19 protein-coding genes are annotated in these 17,471 nt (G+C 61.5%); 11 read left to right on the top strand and 8 right to left on the bottom strand.

The genetic code is table 11. From position 1 onward, the window contains the following. The first annotated feature begins 31 nt into the window (after positions 1 to 31). Positions 32 to 919, top strand: a complete 888-nt coding sequence (htpX, locus tag ACLH0H_RS21170) for a protease HtpX (RefSeq protein WP_411379496.1) — start codon at positions 32 to 34, stop codon at positions 917 to 919. A gap of 169 nt (positions 920 to 1,088) precedes the next feature. On the opposite strand, the gene ACLH0H_RS21165 is transcribed toward htpX, so the two are convergent. Continuing rightward, on the bottom strand, positions 1,089 to 1,745 hold the full coding sequence (locus ACLH0H_RS21165) for a thiopurine S-methyltransferase (RefSeq protein WP_411379495.1): 657 nt from the start codon (positions 1,743 to 1,745) through the stop codon (positions 1,089 to 1,091). A 103-nt stretch (positions 1,746 to 1,848) separates the two neighbouring features. On the opposite strand from ACLH0H_RS21165, the gene ACLH0H_RS21160 reads away from it, so the two are divergent. Beyond that, positions 1,849 to 2,616, top strand: coding sequence for a DODA-type extradiol aromatic ring-opening family dioxygenase (locus ACLH0H_RS21160; RefSeq protein WP_411379494.1), 768 nt, complete (start codon positions 1,849 to 1,851; stop codon positions 2,614 to 2,616). Positions 2,617 to 2,735: 119 nt separating this feature from the next. On the opposite strand, the gene ACLH0H_RS21155 is transcribed toward ACLH0H_RS21160, so the two are convergent. Then, positions 2,736 to 4,409, bottom strand: coding sequence for a DEAD/DEAH box helicase (locus tag ACLH0H_RS21155; RefSeq protein ID WP_186692766.1), 1,674 nt, complete (start codon positions 4,407 to 4,409; stop codon positions 2,736 to 2,738). 424 nt (positions 4,410 to 4,833) lie between these two features. Here ACLH0H_RS21155 and ACLH0H_RS21150 point away from each other — a divergent pair, with 424 nt between their 5' ends. Further along, positions 4,834 to 5,625 carry a crotonase/enoyl-CoA hydratase family protein gene (locus ACLH0H_RS21150; protein ID WP_411379493.1) on the top strand — a complete coding sequence of 264 codons (792 nt, stop codon included), beginning with the start codon at positions 4,834 to 4,836 and terminating at the stop codon, positions 5,623 to 5,625. A 135-nt stretch (positions 5,626 to 5,760) separates the two neighbouring features. On the opposite strand, the gene ACLH0H_RS21145 is transcribed toward ACLH0H_RS21150, so the two are convergent. After that, the gene (locus tag ACLH0H_RS21145) at positions 5,761 to 6,516 is read right to left on the bottom strand and encodes a spermidine synthase (RefSeq protein ID WP_076950422.1); all 756 of its coding nucleotides are present in this window, start codon (positions 6,514 to 6,516) and stop codon (positions 5,761 to 5,763) included. A gap of 124 nt (positions 6,517 to 6,640) precedes the next feature. Here ACLH0H_RS21145 and ACLH0H_RS21140 point away from each other — a divergent pair, with 124 nt between their 5' ends. Further along, complete coding sequence (locus tag ACLH0H_RS21140) at positions 6,641 to 7,987, top strand: class II 3-deoxy-7-phosphoheptulonate synthase (RefSeq protein ID WP_411379492.1); 1,347 nt, start codon at positions 6,641 to 6,643, stop codon at positions 7,985 to 7,987. A gap of 116 nt (positions 7,988 to 8,103) precedes the next feature. Here ACLH0H_RS21140 and ACLH0H_RS21135 read toward each other — a convergent pair whose 3' ends face one another. Next, on the bottom strand, positions 8,104 to 9,333 hold the full coding sequence (locus ACLH0H_RS21135; protein WP_411379491.1) for a winged helix-turn-helix domain-containing protein: 1,230 nt from the start codon (positions 9,331 to 9,333) through the stop codon (positions 8,104 to 8,106). A 45-nt stretch (positions 9,334 to 9,378) separates the two neighbouring features. Beyond that, on the bottom strand, positions 9,379 to 9,585 hold the full coding sequence (locus ACLH0H_RS21130; RefSeq protein WP_411379490.1) for a DUF1127 domain-containing protein: 207 nt from the start codon (positions 9,583 to 9,585) through the stop codon (positions 9,379 to 9,381). Positions 9,586 to 9,655: 70 nt separating this feature from the next. On the opposite strand from ACLH0H_RS21130, the gene ACLH0H_RS21125 reads away from it, so the two are divergent. After that, the gene (locus tag ACLH0H_RS21125) at positions 9,656 to 10,537 is read left to right on the top strand and encodes a LysR family transcriptional regulator (protein ID WP_411379489.1); all 882 of its coding nucleotides are present in this window, start codon (positions 9,656 to 9,658) and stop codon (positions 10,535 to 10,537) included. Here the strand turns inward: ACLH0H_RS21125 and ACLH0H_RS21120 are convergent. Further along, positions 10,527 to 11,276, bottom strand: a complete 750-nt coding sequence (locus tag ACLH0H_RS21120; RefSeq protein ID WP_307386053.1) for a sulfite exporter TauE/SafE family protein — start codon at positions 11,274 to 11,276, stop codon at positions 10,527 to 10,529. The two genes, ACLH0H_RS21125 and ACLH0H_RS21120, sit on opposite strands and share 11 nt — an antisense overlap. Positions 11,277 to 11,385: 109 nt before the next feature. Here ACLH0H_RS21120 and ACLH0H_RS21115 point away from each other — a divergent pair, with 109 nt between their 5' ends. The 4 genes from ACLH0H_RS21115 to ACLH0H_RS21100 all read left to right on the top strand — a co-directional run bounded on the left by ACLH0H_RS21115 (position 11,386) and on the right by ACLH0H_RS21100 (position 14,597). Continuing rightward, complete coding sequence (locus ACLH0H_RS21115; RefSeq protein ID WP_411379488.1) at positions 11,386 to 12,336, top strand: LysR family transcriptional regulator; 951 nt, start codon at positions 11,386 to 11,388, stop codon at positions 12,334 to 12,336. A gap of 80 nt (positions 12,337 to 12,416) precedes the next feature. Next, positions 12,417 to 12,869, top strand: a complete 453-nt coding sequence (locus tag ACLH0H_RS21110; protein WP_411379487.1) for a MarR family winged helix-turn-helix transcriptional regulator — start codon at positions 12,417 to 12,419, stop codon at positions 12,867 to 12,869. Positions 12,870 to 13,132: 263 nt separating this feature from the next. Next, the gene (locus ACLH0H_RS21105) at positions 13,133 to 13,552 is read left to right on the top strand and encodes an organic hydroperoxide resistance protein (RefSeq protein ID WP_010176159.1); all 420 of its coding nucleotides are present in this window, start codon (positions 13,133 to 13,135) and stop codon (positions 13,550 to 13,552) included. Between the two features lie 28 nt (positions 13,553 to 13,580). Beyond that, a complete protein-coding gene (locus ACLH0H_RS21100; protein WP_411379486.1) occupies positions 13,581 to 14,597 on the top strand; it encodes an alpha/beta hydrolase fold domain-containing protein in 1,017 nt (338 codons plus the stop codon). Positions 14,598 to 14,662: 65 nt separating this feature from the next. Here the strand turns inward: ACLH0H_RS21100 and ACLH0H_RS21095 are convergent, their stop codons facing one another. After that, the gene (locus tag ACLH0H_RS21095; protein WP_003172723.1) at positions 14,663 to 15,235 is read right to left on the bottom strand and encodes an elongation factor P; all 573 of its coding nucleotides are present in this window, start codon (positions 15,233 to 15,235) and stop codon (positions 14,663 to 14,665) included. Between the two features lie 49 nt (positions 15,236 to 15,284). Beyond that, complete coding sequence (earP, locus tag ACLH0H_RS21090; RefSeq protein ID WP_411379485.1) at positions 15,285 to 16,418, bottom strand: elongation factor P maturation arginine rhamnosyltransferase EarP; 1,134 nt, start codon at positions 16,416 to 16,418, stop codon at positions 15,285 to 15,287. A 132-nt stretch (positions 16,419 to 16,550) separates the two neighbouring features. Between earP and ACLH0H_RS21085 the strand changes: the two genes are divergently transcribed. Further along, positions 16,551 to 16,919 carry a hypothetical protein gene (locus ACLH0H_RS21085; protein WP_411379484.1) on the top strand — a complete coding sequence of 123 codons (369 nt, stop codon included), beginning with the start codon at positions 16,551 to 16,553 and terminating at the stop codon, positions 16,917 to 16,919. 5 nt (positions 16,920 to 16,924) lie between these two features. Next, on the top strand, positions 16,925 to 17,407 hold the full coding sequence (locus tag ACLH0H_RS21080; RefSeq protein ID WP_411379483.1) for a transcription elongation factor GreAB: 483 nt from the start codon (positions 16,925 to 16,927) through the stop codon (positions 17,405 to 17,407). Positions 17,408 to 17,471 lie beyond the last annotated feature (64 nt).

Below are 17,471 nucleotides of genomic sequence, written 5' to 3'. Positions count from 1 at the left end.
ACATATTAAGCATGAGGAGAACTCTACAACCATGATGCGCATCCTGCTGTTCTTGGCCACTAACCTTGCGGTCGTGCTGATTGCCAGCATTACCTTGAGCCTTTTCGGCTTCAACGGGTTCATGGCGGCCAACGGGGTTGACCTGAACCTCAATCAGCTGCTGATTTTCTGTGCGGTCTTTGGTTTTGCCGGCTCGCTGTTCTCGCTGTTCATCTCCAAATGGATGGCGAAGATGAGCACCAGCACCCAGGTGATCACCCAACCGCGCACCCGGCATGAGCAATGGTTGCTGCAGACCGTCGAGCAATTGTCCCGCGAAGCCGGGATCAAGATGCCCGAGGTCGGGATCTTCCCGGCCTATGAAGCCAACGCCTTTGCCACCGGCTGGAACAAGAACGATGCACTCGTTGCGGTAAGCCAGGGCATGCTGGAACGCTTCTCCTACGATGAAGTGAAGGCGGTGCTGGCCCACGAGATCGGCCACGTGGCCAACGGCGACATGGTCACACTGGCGTTGATCCAGGGCGTGGTGAACACCTTCGTGATGTTCTTCGCGCGGATCATCGGTAACTTTGTCGACAAGGTGATCTTCAAGAACGAAGGCGGCCGCGGCATTGCCTACTTCGTGGCGACCATCTTCGCCGAGCTGGTGCTGGGCTTCCTTGCCAGCGCGATCACCATGTGGTTCTCGCGCAAACGGGAATTTCGCGCAGACGAAGCCGGTGCCCGCCTGGCCGGTACCGGTGCGATGATCGCAGCGCTGCAACACCTGCGCTCCGAACAGGGACTGCCGGTGCACATGCCGGACAGCCTGACGGCCTTTGGCATCAACGGCGGTATCAAGCAGGGCATGGCTCGCCTGTTCATGAGCCACCCGCCGCTGGAAGAACGTATCGACGCACTGCGTCGCCGGGGCTGATTGCTGGCAGCAACACCGAAAGGGGCGATCTGATCGCCCCTTTTTTTGTGCAAATATCGTCATCGCGGGCAAGCCCCAATGTCAGTCAGTTAAGGTTTTTTGTAGGAGCGAGGGCGATGTACGCTTAACTGACTGCCATTAGGGCAAGCCCGCGATGGCAATGGCAGGCTCAGCGCCTGGTCAGCCGATACACCCGCTCATCAAGCCGCGTGACACCCTCCTGCACGAACTTCCAGCTCTCCCCCAGGATGTCTTGCTCTTCCAGCACGTCCAGTCGCCAGTGCGAACCAAACAACACCTTCAGCTCATCATCCGTTACCGCGAACGGCGGCCCGGCTTTTTGCGCCTGGTCGTAATCAAGGGTAACCAGCAATCCCTGGCAGCCTGGGGGCAACAGGCGGTTCAGGTGCTCGGCGTATCGCGCACGCATCAGCGGCGGCAAGGCAATCAGTGCGGCGCGATCATACAACGCAGCGCAATCGGCCAATGCCTCGGCATCCATGGCGAAGAAGTCGCCGCACCACACTTCGATCCGATCAGCCTGATACACCTTGAAGGCGCCCCGCTCGCTGATACGTGGCGTAAGATTCTGCTCGTTGAAAAACGTCTCCACGGCTTGCTGCGACAGCTCCACGCCCAACACCCGTAGCCCATGACTGGCCAGCCACATCAAGTCCAGGCTTTTACCACACAAGGGCACCAGCACCTGGGCGCCTTCGGCGAGCGCCAGTTGCGGCCAGTGCCGCTGTAGATAGGGGTTGACCTCAGGCAGATGAAAGCCGATCTGATCTCGCGCCCAGCGCTCCCGCCAAAACTCAGGTTCCATGAACCCTCCCTAAAATTCGATCAACTGGTGCTAAAAGTTAGATTAGATTTAGATCAATGATCTGACTGAAGATGGGCCCATGTTAACGCCCAGGACCCCTCTTATGCTCCCCAGCCTGTTTATCTCCCATGGTTCGCCCATGCTCGCCCTGCAACCCGGCGCCAGCGGCCCGGCCCTCCAGCATCTGGCGGCAGGAATGCCACGGCCGAAGGCAATCGTGGTGGTGTCGGCGCACTGGGAAAGCCAGGAACTCCTGGTCAGCGGCAGCGCCGCGCCGCAAACCTGGCATGACTTTGGCGGTTTCCCGCGTGAATTGTTTGCCGTGCAGTACCCGGCGCCGGGCGATCCGCAACTGGCCGCTGAGATTGTCGAGTGGCTGCAGGCCGACGGCCTGGATGCACACATCGATGAGCGCCGTCCCTTTGACCACGGCGCATGGGTGCCACTGTCGCTGATGTACCCCGCGGCGGATATCCCGGTGGTGCAGGTATCCCTGCCCAGCCGCATGGGCCCGGCGCTGCAGACTCGGATCGGACATGCGCTCGCCGGCCTGCGCGAGCGCGATGTGCTGCTGATCGGCTCGGGCAGCATCACTCATAACCTGGGCGAACTGGACTGGCACGCAGGACCTGAGAGCATCGAGCCGTGGGCGCGGGATTTCCGGGACTGGGTGGTGGATAAGCTGGCAGCCGATGATGAACCCGCCTTGCACGACTATCGTCGCCAGGCACCGAATGCCGTGCGCAGTCATCCGACGGATGAGCATCTGTTGCCGTTGTACTTTGCGCGAGGCGCGGGGGGTGATTTCAGCGTGGCGCATCAGGGCTTCACCCTGGGTGCGCTGGGGATGGACATCTACCGCTTCGGCTGACGAAACGCCAGCTCCCACATTGAACTGAGTGCAGCTCCAAAAGCTGAAATCCAAGCCCAAAAAAAATCCCCGAACCAGTCGGGGATTTTTTATGTGCGATCAATCAGCCCAAGGGCGGATCAATCTTCGCGGTAGCGACGCAGCTTCAGTTGCTTACCGGCAACACGTGTATCTTTGAGCTTGGTCAGCAGTTTTTCCAGACCGTCTTCCGGCAGTTCCACCAGGGAGAAGCTGTCACGGACCTGGATGCGACCGATGGCTTCACGTGCCAGGCCACCCTCGTTGAGGATAGCGCCCAACAGGTTCTTGGCAGCGATACCATCACGCGCGCCCAGCGCAGTACGGCAACGCGCACGGCCTTCAGCCAATGGAACCGGAGCGCGACGCTCACGATCACCACGGTCTGGACGGTCGCCAGTACGCTCTGGACGATCACCGCGTGGCGCGTTGTTCGGTACCAGTGGGCGTTCTTTCTCGATGGCTGCCAGGGTCAAGGCCTGACCGTTGGTGGCTTTACGCAGCAGGGCTGCGGCCAAGGCACGTGGGGTGCAACCGATATCGGCGGTCAGGCGGTCCAGCAGGTCGCCGTGGGTCGATTCAGCGTCAGCCACCAGTGGCGACAGGCTGTTGGTCAGTTTCTTGATGCGTGCATCGAGAACGGCCTGGGCATCCGGCAGGCGGACTTCGGCGACTTTTTGACCGGTTACACGCTCGATCACTTGCAGCATGCGGCGCTCACGTGGAGTCACCAGCAACAGTGCACGACCTTCGCGACCGGCACGGCCGGTACGGCCGATACGGTGAACGTAGGATTCCGGATCGTAAGGCATGTCAACGTTGAACACGTGGGTGATACGTGGAACGTCGAGGCCACGGGCAGCAACGTCGGTCGCTACAACGATGTCCAGGCGGCCATCCTTGAGGGATTCGATGACACGCTCACGCTGGTTCTGGGCGATGTCACCGTTCAGCGCAGCGGCTTTGTAGCCTTTGGCTTCCAGGGCACTGGCCAGGTCCAGGGTCGCTTGCTTGGTGCGCACGAACATGATCAGGGCGTCGAAGTCTTCGACTTCCAGCAGGCTCAATACAGCCGAGGTCTTCTGGTCAGCGTGAACCAACAGGTGAGCCTGTTCGATCGCGGTAACGGTCTGGGTCTTGGTCTGGATCTTGACGTGTTGCGGATCGCGCAGGTGGCGTTCGGCAATGGCGCGGATCGACTGTGGCAGGGTGGCCGAGAACAGCACGGTCTGACGGGTCGGTGGCAGTGCCTTGAAGATGACTTCCAGGTCATCCATGAAGCCCAGCTTCAACATTTCGTCAGCTTCGTCCAGAACCAGGTGGTTCACGGTCGACAGGACTTTCTCGTCACGACGCAGGTGGTCGCACAGGCGGCCCGGGGTGGCGACAACGATCTGTGCGCCATTACGGATTGCCTTGAGTTGCGGGCCCATCGGCGCGCCGCCGTAGACGGCCACGACGGTTACGCCTGGCATCTGCTTGGCATAGGTTTCAAAAGCGGTTGCTACTTGCAGCGCCAACTCACGCGTTGGCGCCAGGATCAGGGCTTGCGGTTCGCGCTTGGCAGGATCGATGCAGTGCAGGATAGGCAGGGCGAACGCGGCGGTTTTACCGGTACCGGTTTGCGCCTGGCCAATCATGTCCTGGCCGGCCATGATGATCGGGATCGATTGCTGCTGAATCGCCGAAGGTTCTTCGTAGCCGGTCGCGATGACGGCTGCAAGAATGTTCGGGTTAAGATTAAAAGCGGCGAAGCCGCCGGTTTCCTGGGTCATGGGTCTGCCTCTAAGTGCATCCGCAAAGACCCATGCTCCAAAGCTGCGCATGCCGTGTTGAGACTCAAGAGTCGCCCTGGCTGCTTTGTCGGCGGGGATTTGCGAAAACGAATGAATGAAAAAGATTCGTCAAGGAAGAGTCCGCTGTGCGGACGTGCAGCCGAAGCTGACTTCGGGGAATTGCGCTACCTAAACGCGGCCCGGTTAAAGGCCGGCGCGCACTATACCGGAAATAGCTGAAAAAGGGAGCTTTTTTTATCGGAAAGTGCGGATAAACCCTGCTGCGTCAAAGCCTTTGCAGATAACACCGCCAGGGCTTATTTTTCACAGGCCCGGTCCTGCTGGGTATAACGCTTAAACGGTTCACCTGAACTTTTCCGGCCCTTTGGTCTGAAACCCTTCCCCGCGCCCGAGGGCACACTCGATGAATCAAGCCAGCAGCAGCCGCGTCAGCCGTGAACTCCAGGGCCATGTCCTGTTGCTGGGGCTGGACCGGCCGGCCAAACGCAACGCATTTGACCTGGATCTGCTCAATGAGCTGAGCCTGGCGTATGGCGAATTTGATCGAAATACCCAAGCGCGGGTGGCGGTGGTGTTTGCCCACGGCGATCATTTTACCGCGGGGCTGGACCTGGCCAACGTCAGCGGCGTGGTGGCCGGTGGCTGGCAGCCACCCTTGGGAGGCTGTGATCCCTGGGGCGTGTTCAGCGGCCCACGCGTGAGCAAGCCGGTGATCGTCGCGGCCCAGGGTTACTGCCTGACCCTCGGTATCGAGCTGATGCTGGCGGCGGACATCAATCTTTGCGCGAGCAATACGCGCTTTGCGCAGATGGAAGTACAGCGCGGGATTTTCCCGTTTGGCGGCGCGACGTTGCGCTTTCATCAGATCGCCGGCTGGGGCAATGCCATGCGTTGGCTGCTGACCGGTGATGAGTTCGACGCCCATGAAGCCTTGCGTCTGGGGTTGGTGCAGGAAGTGATGGCCAGCGAAGACCTGCTGCCGCGCGCCATCGAACTGGCCAATCGCATCGCGCGGCAGGCGCCGCGGGGTGTGCAGGCCACATTGATGTCGGCGCGGCAGGCGCGCCTGGAAGGTGAAGCCGTCGCGACGGCCGGGTTGCAGCCGATGGTGGATAAACTGTTCAACAGCGAGGATGCCAGGGAGGGTGTGCGGGCGATGATCGAGAAGCGGCCAGGGGTGTTCAAGGGGATTTGAACAGGCTGAATCAGCCGTCGGCAGTGATGGCCTCTTCGCGAGCAAGCCCGCTCCCACCCTCGACCGCGTTTAACCTGTAGGAATCAGGTCCAAATGTGGGAGCGGGCTTGCTCGCGAAGGCGTCGGCACAGGCGCCTAAGTCGCCGGGCGTATGGCCTTGATCAGCGCCTGCAACGAATACCCCAGACGCGGCGCCAGCCCTTGCGCCCTGGCAGACAGCCCATCCAGGTCCAGCGCCTGATCCAGCTCCGCGGGCACCAGCAAAATCACATTGCCCTCCTTCACCGGCAGCTCCCAGTAATGCCGGTGGTACAGGCCACGCAACAACGCCGCCCCCAGGGGTTTGCCATCGTCGGTGGCCCACTGGTTGATCACCAGCCAGCCGCCGGGGTTGAGTTTCTTCTGGCAGTTTTCCAGGAAGGTCCAGGCCAGGTGGCCGACGCCAGGGCCGACGTCGGTATAGAGGTCGACGAAAATAAGGTCGGCTGGCTCGGCGGTCTCCAGCAACTGCAGGGCATCGCCGATGCGGATATACAGCCGCGGGTCATCGTCCAGCCCCAGGTATTCAATCGCCAGGCGCGGTACGTCGGGGCGCAGCTCAATCGCTTCGACATCTTCCAGCGGCAGGAACTTCAGACACGCCTGGGTCAGGGTGCCGGCGCCCAAGCCGAGAAACAGCGCGCTCTCGGGCTGCTCATGGGCCAACGCGCCAATCAGCATCGCGCGGGTATAGTCGTACTCCAGCCAGCTCGGGTCAGCGGTAAATACGCAGCTTTGCTCGATGGCGTCGCCGAACTCGAGAAACCGGTAATCGGCCACTTCGAGCACACGGATCATGCCGAAGTCATCATGGACTTCGGCGAGCAGGCGCTCGACACGCTCCTCGGTCATCACTACTCCTAACGGGTTCGCGGCAGGGCAAAGGCGCGATTGTCGGCCAACCGGCGGCAACAGGTCACGCACTAATTGCTGATAACATTGGCACCCGACCGTCAATCAACCAATCGAGTTCATGATGAGCCAACCCTGGAGCCCCGACAGCTGGCGTGCCCTGCCGATCCAGCAACAACCCCAGTACCCGGACGCTGCGCACTTGCTGCAGGTAGAGCAAAGCCTGGCCAGCTACCCGCCGCTGGTGTTTGCCGGGGAAGCCCGCGAGTTGCGTCGCCAGTTTGCCGAGGTCACCCAAGGCCGTGCGTTCCTGTTGCAAGGCGGCGACTGCGCCGAGAGTTTTGCCGAATTCTCCGCCGCGAAAATCCGCGACACCTTCAAGGTGCTGCTGCAGATGGCCATTGTGATGACCTTCGCCGCCGGTTGCCCGGTGGTGAAGGTCGGGCGCATGGCCGGCCAGTTCGCCAAGCCGCGTTCGGCCAACGACGAAACCATCGACGGCATCACCCTGCCCGCCTACCGTGGCGATATCGTCAATGGCATCGGCTTCGACGAAAAAAGCCGTGTGCCGGACCCGGAGCGCCTGTTGCAGTCCTACCACCAGTCCACCGCCACCCTGAACCTGCTGCGCGCCTTCGCCCAGGGCGGGTTTGCTGACCTGCACCAAGTGCACAAGTGGAACCTGGACTTTATCGCCAACTCCGCACTGGCCGAGAAGTACAGCCAACTGGCCGACCGCATCGACGAAACCCTGGCGTTCATGCGCGCCTGCGGCATGGACAGCTCGCCGCAGCTGCGTGAAACCAGCTTCTTCACCGCCCACGAAGCGCTGCTGCTCAACTATGAGCAAGCGTTCGTGCGCCGCGACAGCCTGACCAACGACTACTACGACTGCTCGGCCCACATGCTGTGGATCGGCGACCGCACCCGCCAGTTGGACGGCGCCCATGTCGAGTTCCTGCGCGGGGTGAACAACCCGATCGGGGTCAAGGTCGGCCCGAGCATGAACCCCGACGACCTGATCCGCCTGATCGACATCCTCAACCCGGACAACGATCCCGGCCGCCTCAACCTGATCGCGCGCATGGGCGCAGGCAAGGTCGGCGATCACCTGCCAGGCCTGATCCGAGCCGTGCAGCGCGAGGGCAAGCAGGTGCTGTGGAGCTCGGACCCGATGCACGGCAACACCATCAAGGCCAGCAGCGGCTACAAGACCCGCGATTTTGCGCAGATCCTGGGCGAAGTGAAGGAGTTCTTCCAGGTTCACCAGGCTGAAGGGACATACGCCGGCGGTATCCACATCGAAATGACCGGGCAGAACGTCACCGAATGCATCGGCGGCGCACGGCCGATCACCGAGGATGGTCTGTCGGACCGCTATCACACGCATTGCGACCCGCGGATGAATGCCGATCAGTCGCTGGAACTGGCGTTCCTGATTGCCGAGACCTTAAAGCAGGTCAAGCGCTGAGATTTAAGTCGCCTGGGCTGACGCCATCGCGGGCAAGCCCGGCTCCCACAGGGGGAATGCATTCCAACAGGAGGAATGCTATCCCCTATGGGAGCGGGCTTGCCCGCGAAGGGGCCCTAACGGCCAATCCCCCTATTGATCATTGCCATCCTTAACCGCGCCGCACTCGGTCGCTGACAATTGAGCTGAACCTGCTCAAGCCCCAGCCAATCGGCCATCTGCCGCAGATTCAATGCCAGCGCCAACATCCCCTCCTCGTCCAGCCCCGGCTCCTCCTCGTGCACCGCATGCACGGCCAAACGCCCATGGGCGCGTTCGGCGCGCAAGTCGATGCGTGCGGCAATCCGCTCGTTGTGCAAGAACGGCAGCACGTAGTAGCCGTACACCCGTTTGTCCTGCGGGGTGTAGATCTCCAGGCGGTAGCGGAAGTCGAACAGGCGTTCGGTGCGGCTGCGTTCCCAGACCAGTGAATCGAACGGCGACAGCAAGGCGCTGGCCGGTACTTTGCGCGGCACTTTTGGACCAGGCAGGCAGTACGCCGGTTGTTTCCAGCCTTGCACCTGGCAGAGCTGCAGTTGGCCGTCTTCCACCAGCTCGGCGAGGCGACTGCGGCTGTCGCCAGGCTCAAGACGAAAGTAATCGCGCAGGTCTTTTTCGGTGCCCACCCCCAACGCCGTGGCGCTGTGCAGCAGCAAGCCGCGCTGGGCCTCGGCCTCCGTCACCTGGGTTTGAAGGATATCGCGCGCAATGACCCGCTCAGGCAAATCGTAGAGTCGTTCAAAGCCACGTCGGCCCGCAACCGTGACCAGGCCGGCGGCAAACAGCCATTCCAGCGCATGTTTCTCGTCGCTCCAGTCCCACCACGGGCCGGCGCGCTCCTGGCGGGTCGACAAGCTGCCGGCGCCCAGCGCGCCCTGTTGCTCGACAGTCCGTAAAACCCGCTGAATCGTGGCCTGCTGCTCACGACCAAAACGCGCCATCTGCGAATAGATGCCCTGCCCCTGCTGCGCCCGCACCATGCGCCAACGCATCAATGGGTAAAGCGCCATCGGCAGCAAAGAGGCTTCGTGCCCCCAGTATTCGAACAACGAACGCCGCCGCCCCTGGCTCCAGGCCGCCTGCTCAAGCATCGAAGGGGGATAGCTGCCCAGGCGGGAAAACAGCGGCAGGTAATGCGAGCGTACCAGCGCGTTGACCGAATCGATCTGCAACACGCCCAGGCGTTCGATCATCCGGTTGAGGTGCGTCGCCTTGATCAGTGCCGGCGCCTGGCGCCCGGAAAAGCCCTGGGCCGCCAGCGCCATGCGTCGCGCTTGCTTGAGTGAAAAACACAGGTCGGCGGGCATGGGGTTCTCCGTATGGACGCACCGACTACCCTACTGCATCGGCGATCATTTTCGCAGCGGGTCTTGCCAGAAATGCAGGTGACGGTCCTGCTCCACGTCACCGCGATTGAGCCCGATGTCTTTGAGTGCGTCGTCGCTCAGGCTCGCCAGCAGCTGGCGCTCTTCATGCAGCGCCTGCCAACGCGCCATCCGCTGGAACAGCCCAGAAAACGGACGTCTTGCCATCAACACAAAGCCTTTTTGACCTTTCATCTTCTCGCCCTCCAATGGGGATGACGCGAGTGTGTGCCTGGCCTTATGATCAATCCAACGAATGTTTCTTATGCAATACATCTCGGAGATTGATCAATTGTCAGGCTACCCGAGCATCGACACTGAAGTACTGCGTACCTTCGTCGCCATCGCTGACCAGGGCGGTTTTACCCGCGCGGGCGAAGTGGTCAACCGCACCCAATCGGCGGTGAGCATGCAGATGAAGCGCCTGGAGGAAGACGTGCTGCAGCGCAAGTTGTTCGAGCGTGATGGGCGGCAAGTGCGGTTGACGCCCGAGGGCCAGGTGCTGTTGGGGTACGCGCGCCGTATCCTGAAACTGCACAGTGAGGTGTTCAACACTCTGCGCGAACCGCACATGGTCGGGCTGGTGCGCATCGGCACGCCGGACGATTACGTGATGCGCTTCCTGCCGGGGATTCTCAAGCGGTTCTCCAAGGCGTACCCGCTGATCCAGATCGAGATGCATTGCGAGGCCTCGACAGTGCTGATGCAACGTCGGGACCTGGCGCTGACCGTCATCAGCCGCGAGCCCGGCAGTGAGATCGGCGAATTGTTGCGCACCGAGCGCATGGTATGGGTGGCTGCCCCGTGTTTTTGCGCGGACGAACACCAGGCCCTGCCGCTGGCGGTTTCCGGCGTCGACGCTTTTTGTACCCAGTGGACCCGCGGGGCGCTGGACGCGGCCGGGCGCGAGTACCGGCTTGCCTACCACAGCTCGAACGTGGCGGCGATCCAGGCCGTGGTGAGTTCCGGCCTCGCGGTGATGGCTAGCATGGAAAGCCTGGTGACCGAGGACCTGCGTGTACTGGGCAGCGAAGAAGGCTTTCCGCCCCTGCCGTCGATGAATCTTCGATTGCTGCGTAACCCGGCGATGAGCTCGCCCATCACCGAATGCCTGGCCGAATACATTCTCGAAGGTTTTAAACTTTAAAGGTCAGCATTACTGCGCACACGGCTAGAAAGCCGCAGAACAGGCCACGCAACACGCGCTCCGGCAGCGCATGGGCAACCTTCACCCCCCAGCTGATACTGAGCAGACCGCCGACGGCCAACGGCACGCCAATCAGCCAATCCACTTCGTGGTGCCAGGCGTAGGTGACCAATGTCACGCCCGTGCTGGGCAATGCCAGGGCCAAGGACAAGCCTTGGGCCACCACCTGAGTGGTGCCGAACAGGCTGGTGAGCACCGGCGTCGCCACCACCGCCCCGCCAACGCCGAACAAACCGCCCATGGACCCGGAGGCAGCACCGAGCACCCCAAGCCACGGCCAGGAATAACGCATCTGCGCGGTCGGCGGCGCATTGCGGGTGAACATGCGCAGCAGGTTGTAGGCGCCAAGCGCCAGCAAGAAGGCGATAAAGCCGATGCGCATGGCGCCCGCATCCAGGCCTACCGCCCAGATCGAGCCGAGCCAGGCAAACACGAACCCCATGACGCCCAGGGGCAGCGCATGGCGCAGTTCGATACGGTTGCGCTGGTGATAGCGCCACAATGCCAGCATCACGTTAGGCACCACCATCACCAGCGCCGTGCCTTGGGCCAATTGCTGATCCAGGCCAAACAACACGCCCAGCACGGGTATCGCAATCAGCCCGCCACCAATGCCGAACAGGCCGCCGACCGTGCCAAGGGCCGCGCCCAAGAGCAGATAAATCATCAAATCCAACACCGCGCGTTACTCCACAATCCCAGGCCTTGCATGCTACGCAGTCGGCTATGGCGCGCAAAGGCACAGCAACGCACAATGGCTGTGCCAATCTAGCATAAGCGTTGCTTCGATGAACCCGAATACCTTGACCGACCAGCTGGGCCTGTTTCTGGATGTGCTGGAAACCGGCAGCTTTTCCGCCGCCGCACGCCGCCATCCCCTGACGCCCTCAGCCGTAGCGCGGCGCATCGACAGCCTGGAACGTTCGGTGGGCAGCCGCTTGTTCCAGCGCAGCACCCACGCGGTGGTGCCGACCCCGGCGGGCCTGGCGTTTGCCGAGCGCGCGCGGCGGATCGTCAGCGAGTTGCAACTGGCGCGGGCCGAAGCGGTGTCCCTGAGCCATGCGCCGGAAGGCCTGATTCGGGTGGATGCGCCCGCTGCGTTTGGTCGACGGCACCTGGCGCCGGTGATCGCGGACTTCCTCAACGTGTATCCGGGACTGGACGTGCACCTGCATTTGATCGACAGCTTTGTGGATATGCAGGGCGCGCACCTGGGCAAGGTCGACCTGGTACTGCGCGCAGGGCATATCGTCGATACGCGGCTGATCGCCACGCCGCTGGCCAGCATCGTGCGCATCGCCTGCGCCAGCCCGGCCTATCTGAAAAGCCGTGGCACGCCGCGCCATCCCCGTGAGCTCAGCGAGCATGATGGACTGGACTGGGACGGCCTGGCGCCGATGTTCGCCTGGCGCTTCGAGCTGGATGGGCGCCGCGCGACCTATCGCCCGCGGCGCATCCGCCTGAGCGCCAATAACGCCGAAGCCTTGCTGTCCGGCGCCTTGGCCGGGCTGGGTATCGCCCACCTGCCCACTTGGTTGGCCAGCGAGTACCTGGTGCGTGGCGAACTGCTGCCGTTGTTCTGCGAAAACGGCCTGCCCAGCCCGGAGACCACCGGCATCTATGCGCTGCGCCTGGAACAGCAACCCAATGCGCGCAGCCGCCTGTTGTTGGAATACCTGAAAACCCGTTTCAGCCCGGTACCGCCCTGGGACCTGGCCCTGCAAAGTGGTTTGGTCTGACCGCTGGGACAGAATTATCTGGCGCATTAAAGGTTTGCCCGCTAGATTCCAGCCCAGACACGCTTTTTCGAGGTACCGCCATGAGCAAGAATCCCAATCCGTGCGAATCGCTGATGCTGGACAACCAGTTGTGCTTCGCCCTGCACTCAACGTCGCTGTTGATGACCAAGGTCTACAAGCCGCTGCTGCAAGCCCTGGGCCTGACATACCCGCAGTACTTGGCGATGATGGTGTTGTGGGAAGAGGATGGGTTGACGGTCGGCGAAATCAGCAACCGCCTGCTGACCGATCCGGGTTCGCTGACGCCGCTGCTCAAGCGCCTGGAAGGCGAAGGCCTGCTCAGCCGGACTCGCAGCCGTGAGGATGAACGGGTGGTGGTGGTGGAGCTGACCGACGCCGGCCGTGCCTTGCAGGACAAGGCCATGGGTATTCCTCACTGCATCCTCGGCGCCAGCGGCCTGGAGCTGGAACAACTGCGCAAGCTGCAAGGCGACCTGATAGCCCTGCGCACCAACCTGCAAGCCAGCCTCTAACGCGGTAGACCAAACACCAAAAATCTAAAATGTGGGAGCGGGCTTGCTCGCGAAAGCGGTATGTCAGTCGACTGATTCAGCGGCTGATCCACCGCTTTCGCGAGCAAGCCCGCTCCCACATTTGGTTTTGGCGTGTCAGAAAATCATATGTTGAAAACTTTTTTATAAATTTATCTTGCGCGCAAAACATTAGCGCTATACATTCGCTCCACCAACTACTTAGCGCGCAAATATTTAGCGCTAACAACCCTGAGGAAACCACCATGCAAACGCTCTATACCGCAGTAGCCACCGCCACCGGCGGCCGTGATGGTCGTGCTGTTTCCAGCGACAACATCCTCGACGTCAAACTCTCCACTCCCAAAGAACTGGGCGGTGCCGGTGGCCAGGCCACCAACCCGGAACAATTGTTCGCTGCCGGCTACTCGGCCTGCTTTATCGGCGCGCTGAAATTCGTCGCCAGCCAGACCAAACGCAAAATCCCGGATGACGCCTCGATCACTGCCCACGTCGGCATCGGCCAGATCCCCGGTGGTTTCGGCCTGGATATCGACCTGCACATCAGCCTGCCGGGCCTGGCCCAGGACGACGCGCAAAGCCTGGTCGACGCCGCTCACCAAGTGTGCCCGTACTCCAACGCCACCCGTGGCAACGTCGATGTCCGCCTGCACGTAACCGTTTAATCAACCGCAGCCGCTCAAGGAGAAGAACATGAACACAGTCGCTAAAGCGCTCACCGGCACCCTGCTCGCCCTGTCCATCACCCAGGCCTTCGCGGCGACCGGTGATGTGGAACACAACACCCAGGCCTTCCTGGATGTGTTGAACGCCGGCACCGGCAAACCGATAGAACAGCTGAAGCCAAAGGACGCCCGTGCCGTTTTGACCGGCGCCCAGGCCGGTGTGAAGCTGACGCTGCCGGCAGCGGATGTGAGCCATAAAACCATTCAGGTCGACGGCAAGCCACTGGACTTGACTATCGTGCGTCCGGCCGGGGTCAAGGGCACATTGCCGGTATTCATGTTCTTCCATGGTGGCGGCTGGGTGCTCGGGGACTACCCGACCCATGAACGCCTGGTGCGGGATTTGGTCGTGGGCTCGGGTGCGGTGGCGGTGTTCGTCAACTACACACCTTCGCCGGAAGCGCATTACCCGGTCGCCATCAACCAGGCCTACGGCGCGACCCAATGGGTGGCCGAGCATGGCAAAGAGATCAATGTCGACGGCAAGCGCCTCGCAGTCGCGGGCAACAGCGTCGGTGGCAATATGGCGGCGGTGGTCAGCCTGATGGCCAAAGACAAGGGCACGCCGGCGATCAAGTTCCAACTGCTGCTGTGGCCGGTGACCGACGCCAACTTCGACACCGGGTCCTACAACCAATATGCCGAAGGGCACTTCCTCACCCGAAACATGATGAAGTGGTTCTGGGACAACTACACCACCGACGCCAAGCAACGTGCCGAGATCTACGCCTCGCCGCTGCGCGCGACCACGGATCAGCTCAAAGGCCTGCCGCCCGCGCTGGTCCAGACCGCAGGCGCCGACGTGCTGCGTGATGAAGGCGAGGCCTATGCGCGCAAGCTGGATGCAGCCGGTGTGCCGGTGACCGCGGTGCGCTACAACGGCATGATCCACGACTACGGTTTGCTGAACGTGATCAGCCAAGTGCCAGCCGTCCGTTCGGCGATGCTGCAGGCTTCGGACGAGTTGAAGCAACACCTGAAGTAAAACGTAACGCCCATGAAAAAGCCCGACGCAAGGTCGGGCTTTTTTTCGTATCGGCGGGGCCAGAATTACTTCTTGGCGCGACCTTTGTACGAACCACCTTCGCGGGTGTCGATCTCGATCAGGTCGTCGATTTCGATGAAATCGGCGACTTGCAGTTCGGTACCGTTGCTCAGCTTGGCAGGCTTCATCACCTTGCCCGAAGTATCGCCGCGAGCGGAACCTTCGGTGTAGGCCACTTTACGCACGATGGTGGTCGGCAGCTCTACGGAAACCAGGCGCTCTTCAAAGAAGATTGCTTCGCAGACGTCTTCCATGCCTTCTTCGATGAACGGCAGAACGGCTTCGATATCTTCAGCGTTCAGCTCGTACATGGTGTAGTCGGTGGTGTCCATGAACGTGTAGGTGTCGCCGCTGATGAAGGACAGGGTCGCTTCCTTGCGGTCGAGGATCACGTCGTCCAGTTTGTCATCGGCGCTGTAGACGATCTCGGTCTTGTAACCGGTCAGCAGGTTCTTCAGCTTGGTCTTCATGATGGCGCTGTTACGACCAGACTTGGTGAACTCAGCTTTCTGAACCAGCCAAGGGTCGTTTTCGAGACGGATCACTGTACCGGGTTTCAGTTCTTTACCAGTTTTCATTGCATATATCCGAAATTTGGATGGGATTTACAAAATTCAAGGTGGCGTATCATATCCAACTTTCATGAAAATTCACCAGTGCCGTCGCAAGATCGGCCTGCAAACCCTGTTCCAGACACCATGTTTCAGCGTGCAGATTGACCTCGGGCCAGTGTTCCCGCAGCATTTTCCACGGTTGCGCCATATCGCCCTCGGTATTCCAGGCGTGCCAGAGCCCGATCAGCGCAGCCCTTGCAGCCGGTGACAAGCCGGCGGTGTAGAGCTCGAGGAAGGCATCGAGCTTGTCGAGGTGGATGTCTTCATCCTGCCGGTAGATGTGCCACAGCAGCGGGCGCCCGGCCCACTGGGCACGCACGAACGAATCTTCGCCGCGCACGGCATTGAAGTCGCAGCACCACAGCAGGCGGTCATAGTGCTCTTGCGGGACGAAGGCGATGACCTGTACCGTCAGCGCGCCGCGTTGCTGGATATCCCCCGCAGCCAGGCGTTCCAGGCCCAGCCAGCGCTGTACGTCACCCAGGATGCGCCCCTCCGGCACCAACAGATGAGTGGCACGCCCGTCCGTCGATAACAGCTCCAGCCAACCGGCCAACCCGGCGTTCTCGTAGGCGAACAGTGAGATAAGCCGCGCATCGGCTGCGGGAAATATGCCCAGAGCTTGCAGGAATTCTCGCTGCACACTGGCATCCTGCTGAAAAGCCCGGCGCTGTTCCAGCAACCCCGACTCACGCAACAGGCCGCCAGTGCCCGGTCGGAAGCCGGGAAAGAAGAAGTACTTCTGCACGCCCTTGAATTTCACCGAGGGCAACCTGTGGCAGCCTACCACCCAGTCTTCAGCGCTCAGATAATCCAGATTCATCCACAACGGCGTACGGTCGCGGGCGGCCATGGCTTCCATATAGTCGGGCGGCAACTGGCAGGCAAACGCGGCAATCACCACATCCGCCGCTGTCGCCCCCGGCCATTCGGCCGGCCAATGGCGCACGTCGACGCCTTCCTGCCACTGCGCATCCTGGCGCACATCAATGTCCGGACACAGGCGTTCGAAAGCGCGCAGGTCATCAACCCACAGGCGCACAGCGCAGGCGTGCTCCACCACCAATTGCCGGGCCAGGCGCCAGGTCACGCCGATGTCGCCGTAGTTATCGACGACGCTGCAAAAAATATCCCAGCGGGCTTTCATTCCGGGCTCCAACGATCAAAGGCTCGATTGTCCGCATAAATGCGCGGATGCAGAAGGCTTGATCGCGATTATTCTGCACACGGGCTGTGCGACAATCGCCACCACGCTGCAAATGCCCGCCAGGAGGCCGCCATGTCCGATCGTCCGTTGTCGCTGTTCAAACTCAGTGTCGCCATCGCGTTTGGCGTCTGGCTGGGGTTTATCGCCATTGTGCTGAGCACTTGGCTGGCGTCGCGCTACCTGTTCCCTCAGAGCCTTGCGCCAGTAGCCCAAGCCGTCGAACAACTGGGCAAACCCGCCGTCGTGGCACCTGAGCCGCCCAATCGCATGTTCGAGCAATACCAGCAGAACCTGCAGAAGCAGGAACAGCAACAAACCCTGGACCAGGCCCGCAACAACGCGCGCAACCTGTCCAACCCCAAATGCCAGTTCTGGCTGCAACAGGACCAGAACGCCCCCAACGAAAAGACCCGGGCCAATGTCCTGCAATTCTGCGATTGATGACCATGAATAAACACGCCGTCCACCTGCTGATCCTCGAAAAGCTCAGCGTCGACCTCGACATTGCCCAGCGCGCCGCGCAGACCGCCTACGAAACCGCGACCCACGAAGAAAACATTGCGGAAAACAAGTACGACACCCTTGGGCTCGAGGCCTCCTACCTGGCGGCCGGGCAAGCCAAGCGGGTTGAGGAAATCAAGCAGGCGTTGACGCTGTGCCAGAACCTGGCACTGCGCGCGTACGATGACCGGCGGGGCATAGAAATCGGCGCGCTGCTGGGCCTGGCTGACGAGAACGACCGCCAGCAGTGGCTGTTCCTCGCGCCGGACGCGGCGGGCCTGAAGGTGGACGTGGTCGGGCAACCGGTGACCGTCATCACCCCGCGCTCGCCGCTGGGCAAGAGCCTGTTGGGCAAGTTCGAAGGCGATGAGGTGGAGATTCTGGTAGCAGGCGCTCGGCAACACTTTACAGTTACCGAGGCCAGGTAAACCCCTGTAGGAGCGAGCTTGCTCGCGAAGAACTTGAGAGCGCCGCGTTAAACCAGAGTCGCTG

The sequence above is a fragment of the Pseudomonas sp. MPB26 genome, assembly GCF_046605355.1.
Taxonomy (GTDB): Bacteria; Pseudomonadota; Gammaproteobacteria; order Pseudomonadales; family Pseudomonadaceae; genus Aquipseudomonas; species Aquipseudomonas cedrina.
This window is presented reverse-complemented; position numbering and strand designations above follow the sequence as displayed.

Bases quoted from the DNA above. Each gene is read 5' to 3' on its own strand.
- htpX (WP_411379496.1), top strand. From the start codon at position 32: ATGATGCGCATCCTGCTGTTCTTGGCCACTAACCTTGCGGTCGTGCTG.
- ACLH0H_RS21165 (WP_411379495.1), bottom strand. From the start codon at position 1,745: ATGGAACCTGAGTTTTGGCGGGAGCGCTGGGCGCGAGATCAGATCGGC.
- ACLH0H_RS21160 (WP_411379494.1), top strand. From the start codon at position 1,849: ATGCTCCCCAGCCTGTTTATCTCCCATGGTTCGCCCATGCTCGCCCTG.
- ACLH0H_RS21155 (WP_186692766.1), bottom strand. From the start codon at position 4,409: ATGACCCAGGAAACCGGCGGCTTCGCCGCTTTTAATCTTAACCCGAAC.
- ACLH0H_RS21150 (WP_411379493.1), top strand. From the start codon at position 4,834: ATGAATCAAGCCAGCAGCAGCCGCGTCAGCCGTGAACTCCAGGGCCAT.
- ACLH0H_RS21145 (WP_076950422.1), bottom strand. From the start codon at position 6,516: ATGACCGAGGAGCGTGTCGAGCGCCTGCTCGCCGAAGTCCATGATGAC.
- ACLH0H_RS21140 (WP_411379492.1), top strand. From the start codon at position 6,641: ATGAGCCAACCCTGGAGCCCCGACAGCTGGCGTGCCCTGCCGATCCAG.
- ACLH0H_RS21135 (WP_411379491.1), bottom strand. From the start codon at position 9,333: ATGCCCGCCGACCTGTGTTTTTCACTCAAGCAAGCGCGACGCATGGCG.
- ACLH0H_RS21130 (WP_411379490.1), bottom strand. From the start codon at position 9,585: ATGAAAGGTCAAAAAGGCTTTGTGTTGATGGCAAGACGTCCGTTTTCT.
- ACLH0H_RS21125 (WP_411379489.1), top strand. From the start codon at position 9,656: ATGCAATACATCTCGGAGATTGATCAATTGTCAGGCTACCCGAGCATC.
- ACLH0H_RS21115 (WP_411379488.1), top strand. From the start codon at position 11,386: ATGAACCCGAATACCTTGACCGACCAGCTGGGCCTGTTTCTGGATGTG.
- ACLH0H_RS21110 (WP_411379487.1), top strand. From the start codon at position 12,417: ATGAGCAAGAATCCCAATCCGTGCGAATCGCTGATGCTGGACAACCAG.
- ACLH0H_RS21105 (WP_010176159.1), top strand. From the start codon at position 13,133: ATGCAAACGCTCTATACCGCAGTAGCCACCGCCACCGGCGGCCGTGAT.
- ACLH0H_RS21100 (WP_411379486.1), top strand. From the start codon at position 13,581: ATGAACACAGTCGCTAAAGCGCTCACCGGCACCCTGCTCGCCCTGTCC.
- ACLH0H_RS21095 (WP_003172723.1), bottom strand. From the start codon at position 15,235: ATGAAAACTGGTAAAGAACTGAAACCCGGTACAGTGATCCGTCTCGAA.
- earP (WP_411379485.1), bottom strand. From the start codon at position 16,418: ATGAAAGCCCGCTGGGATATTTTTTGCAGCGTCGTCGATAACTACGGC.
- ACLH0H_RS21085 (WP_411379484.1), top strand. From the start codon at position 16,551: ATGTCCGATCGTCCGTTGTCGCTGTTCAAACTCAGTGTCGCCATCGCG.
- ACLH0H_RS21080 (WP_411379483.1), top strand. From the start codon at position 16,925: ATGAATAAACACGCCGTCCACCTGCTGATCCTCGAAAAGCTCAGCGTC.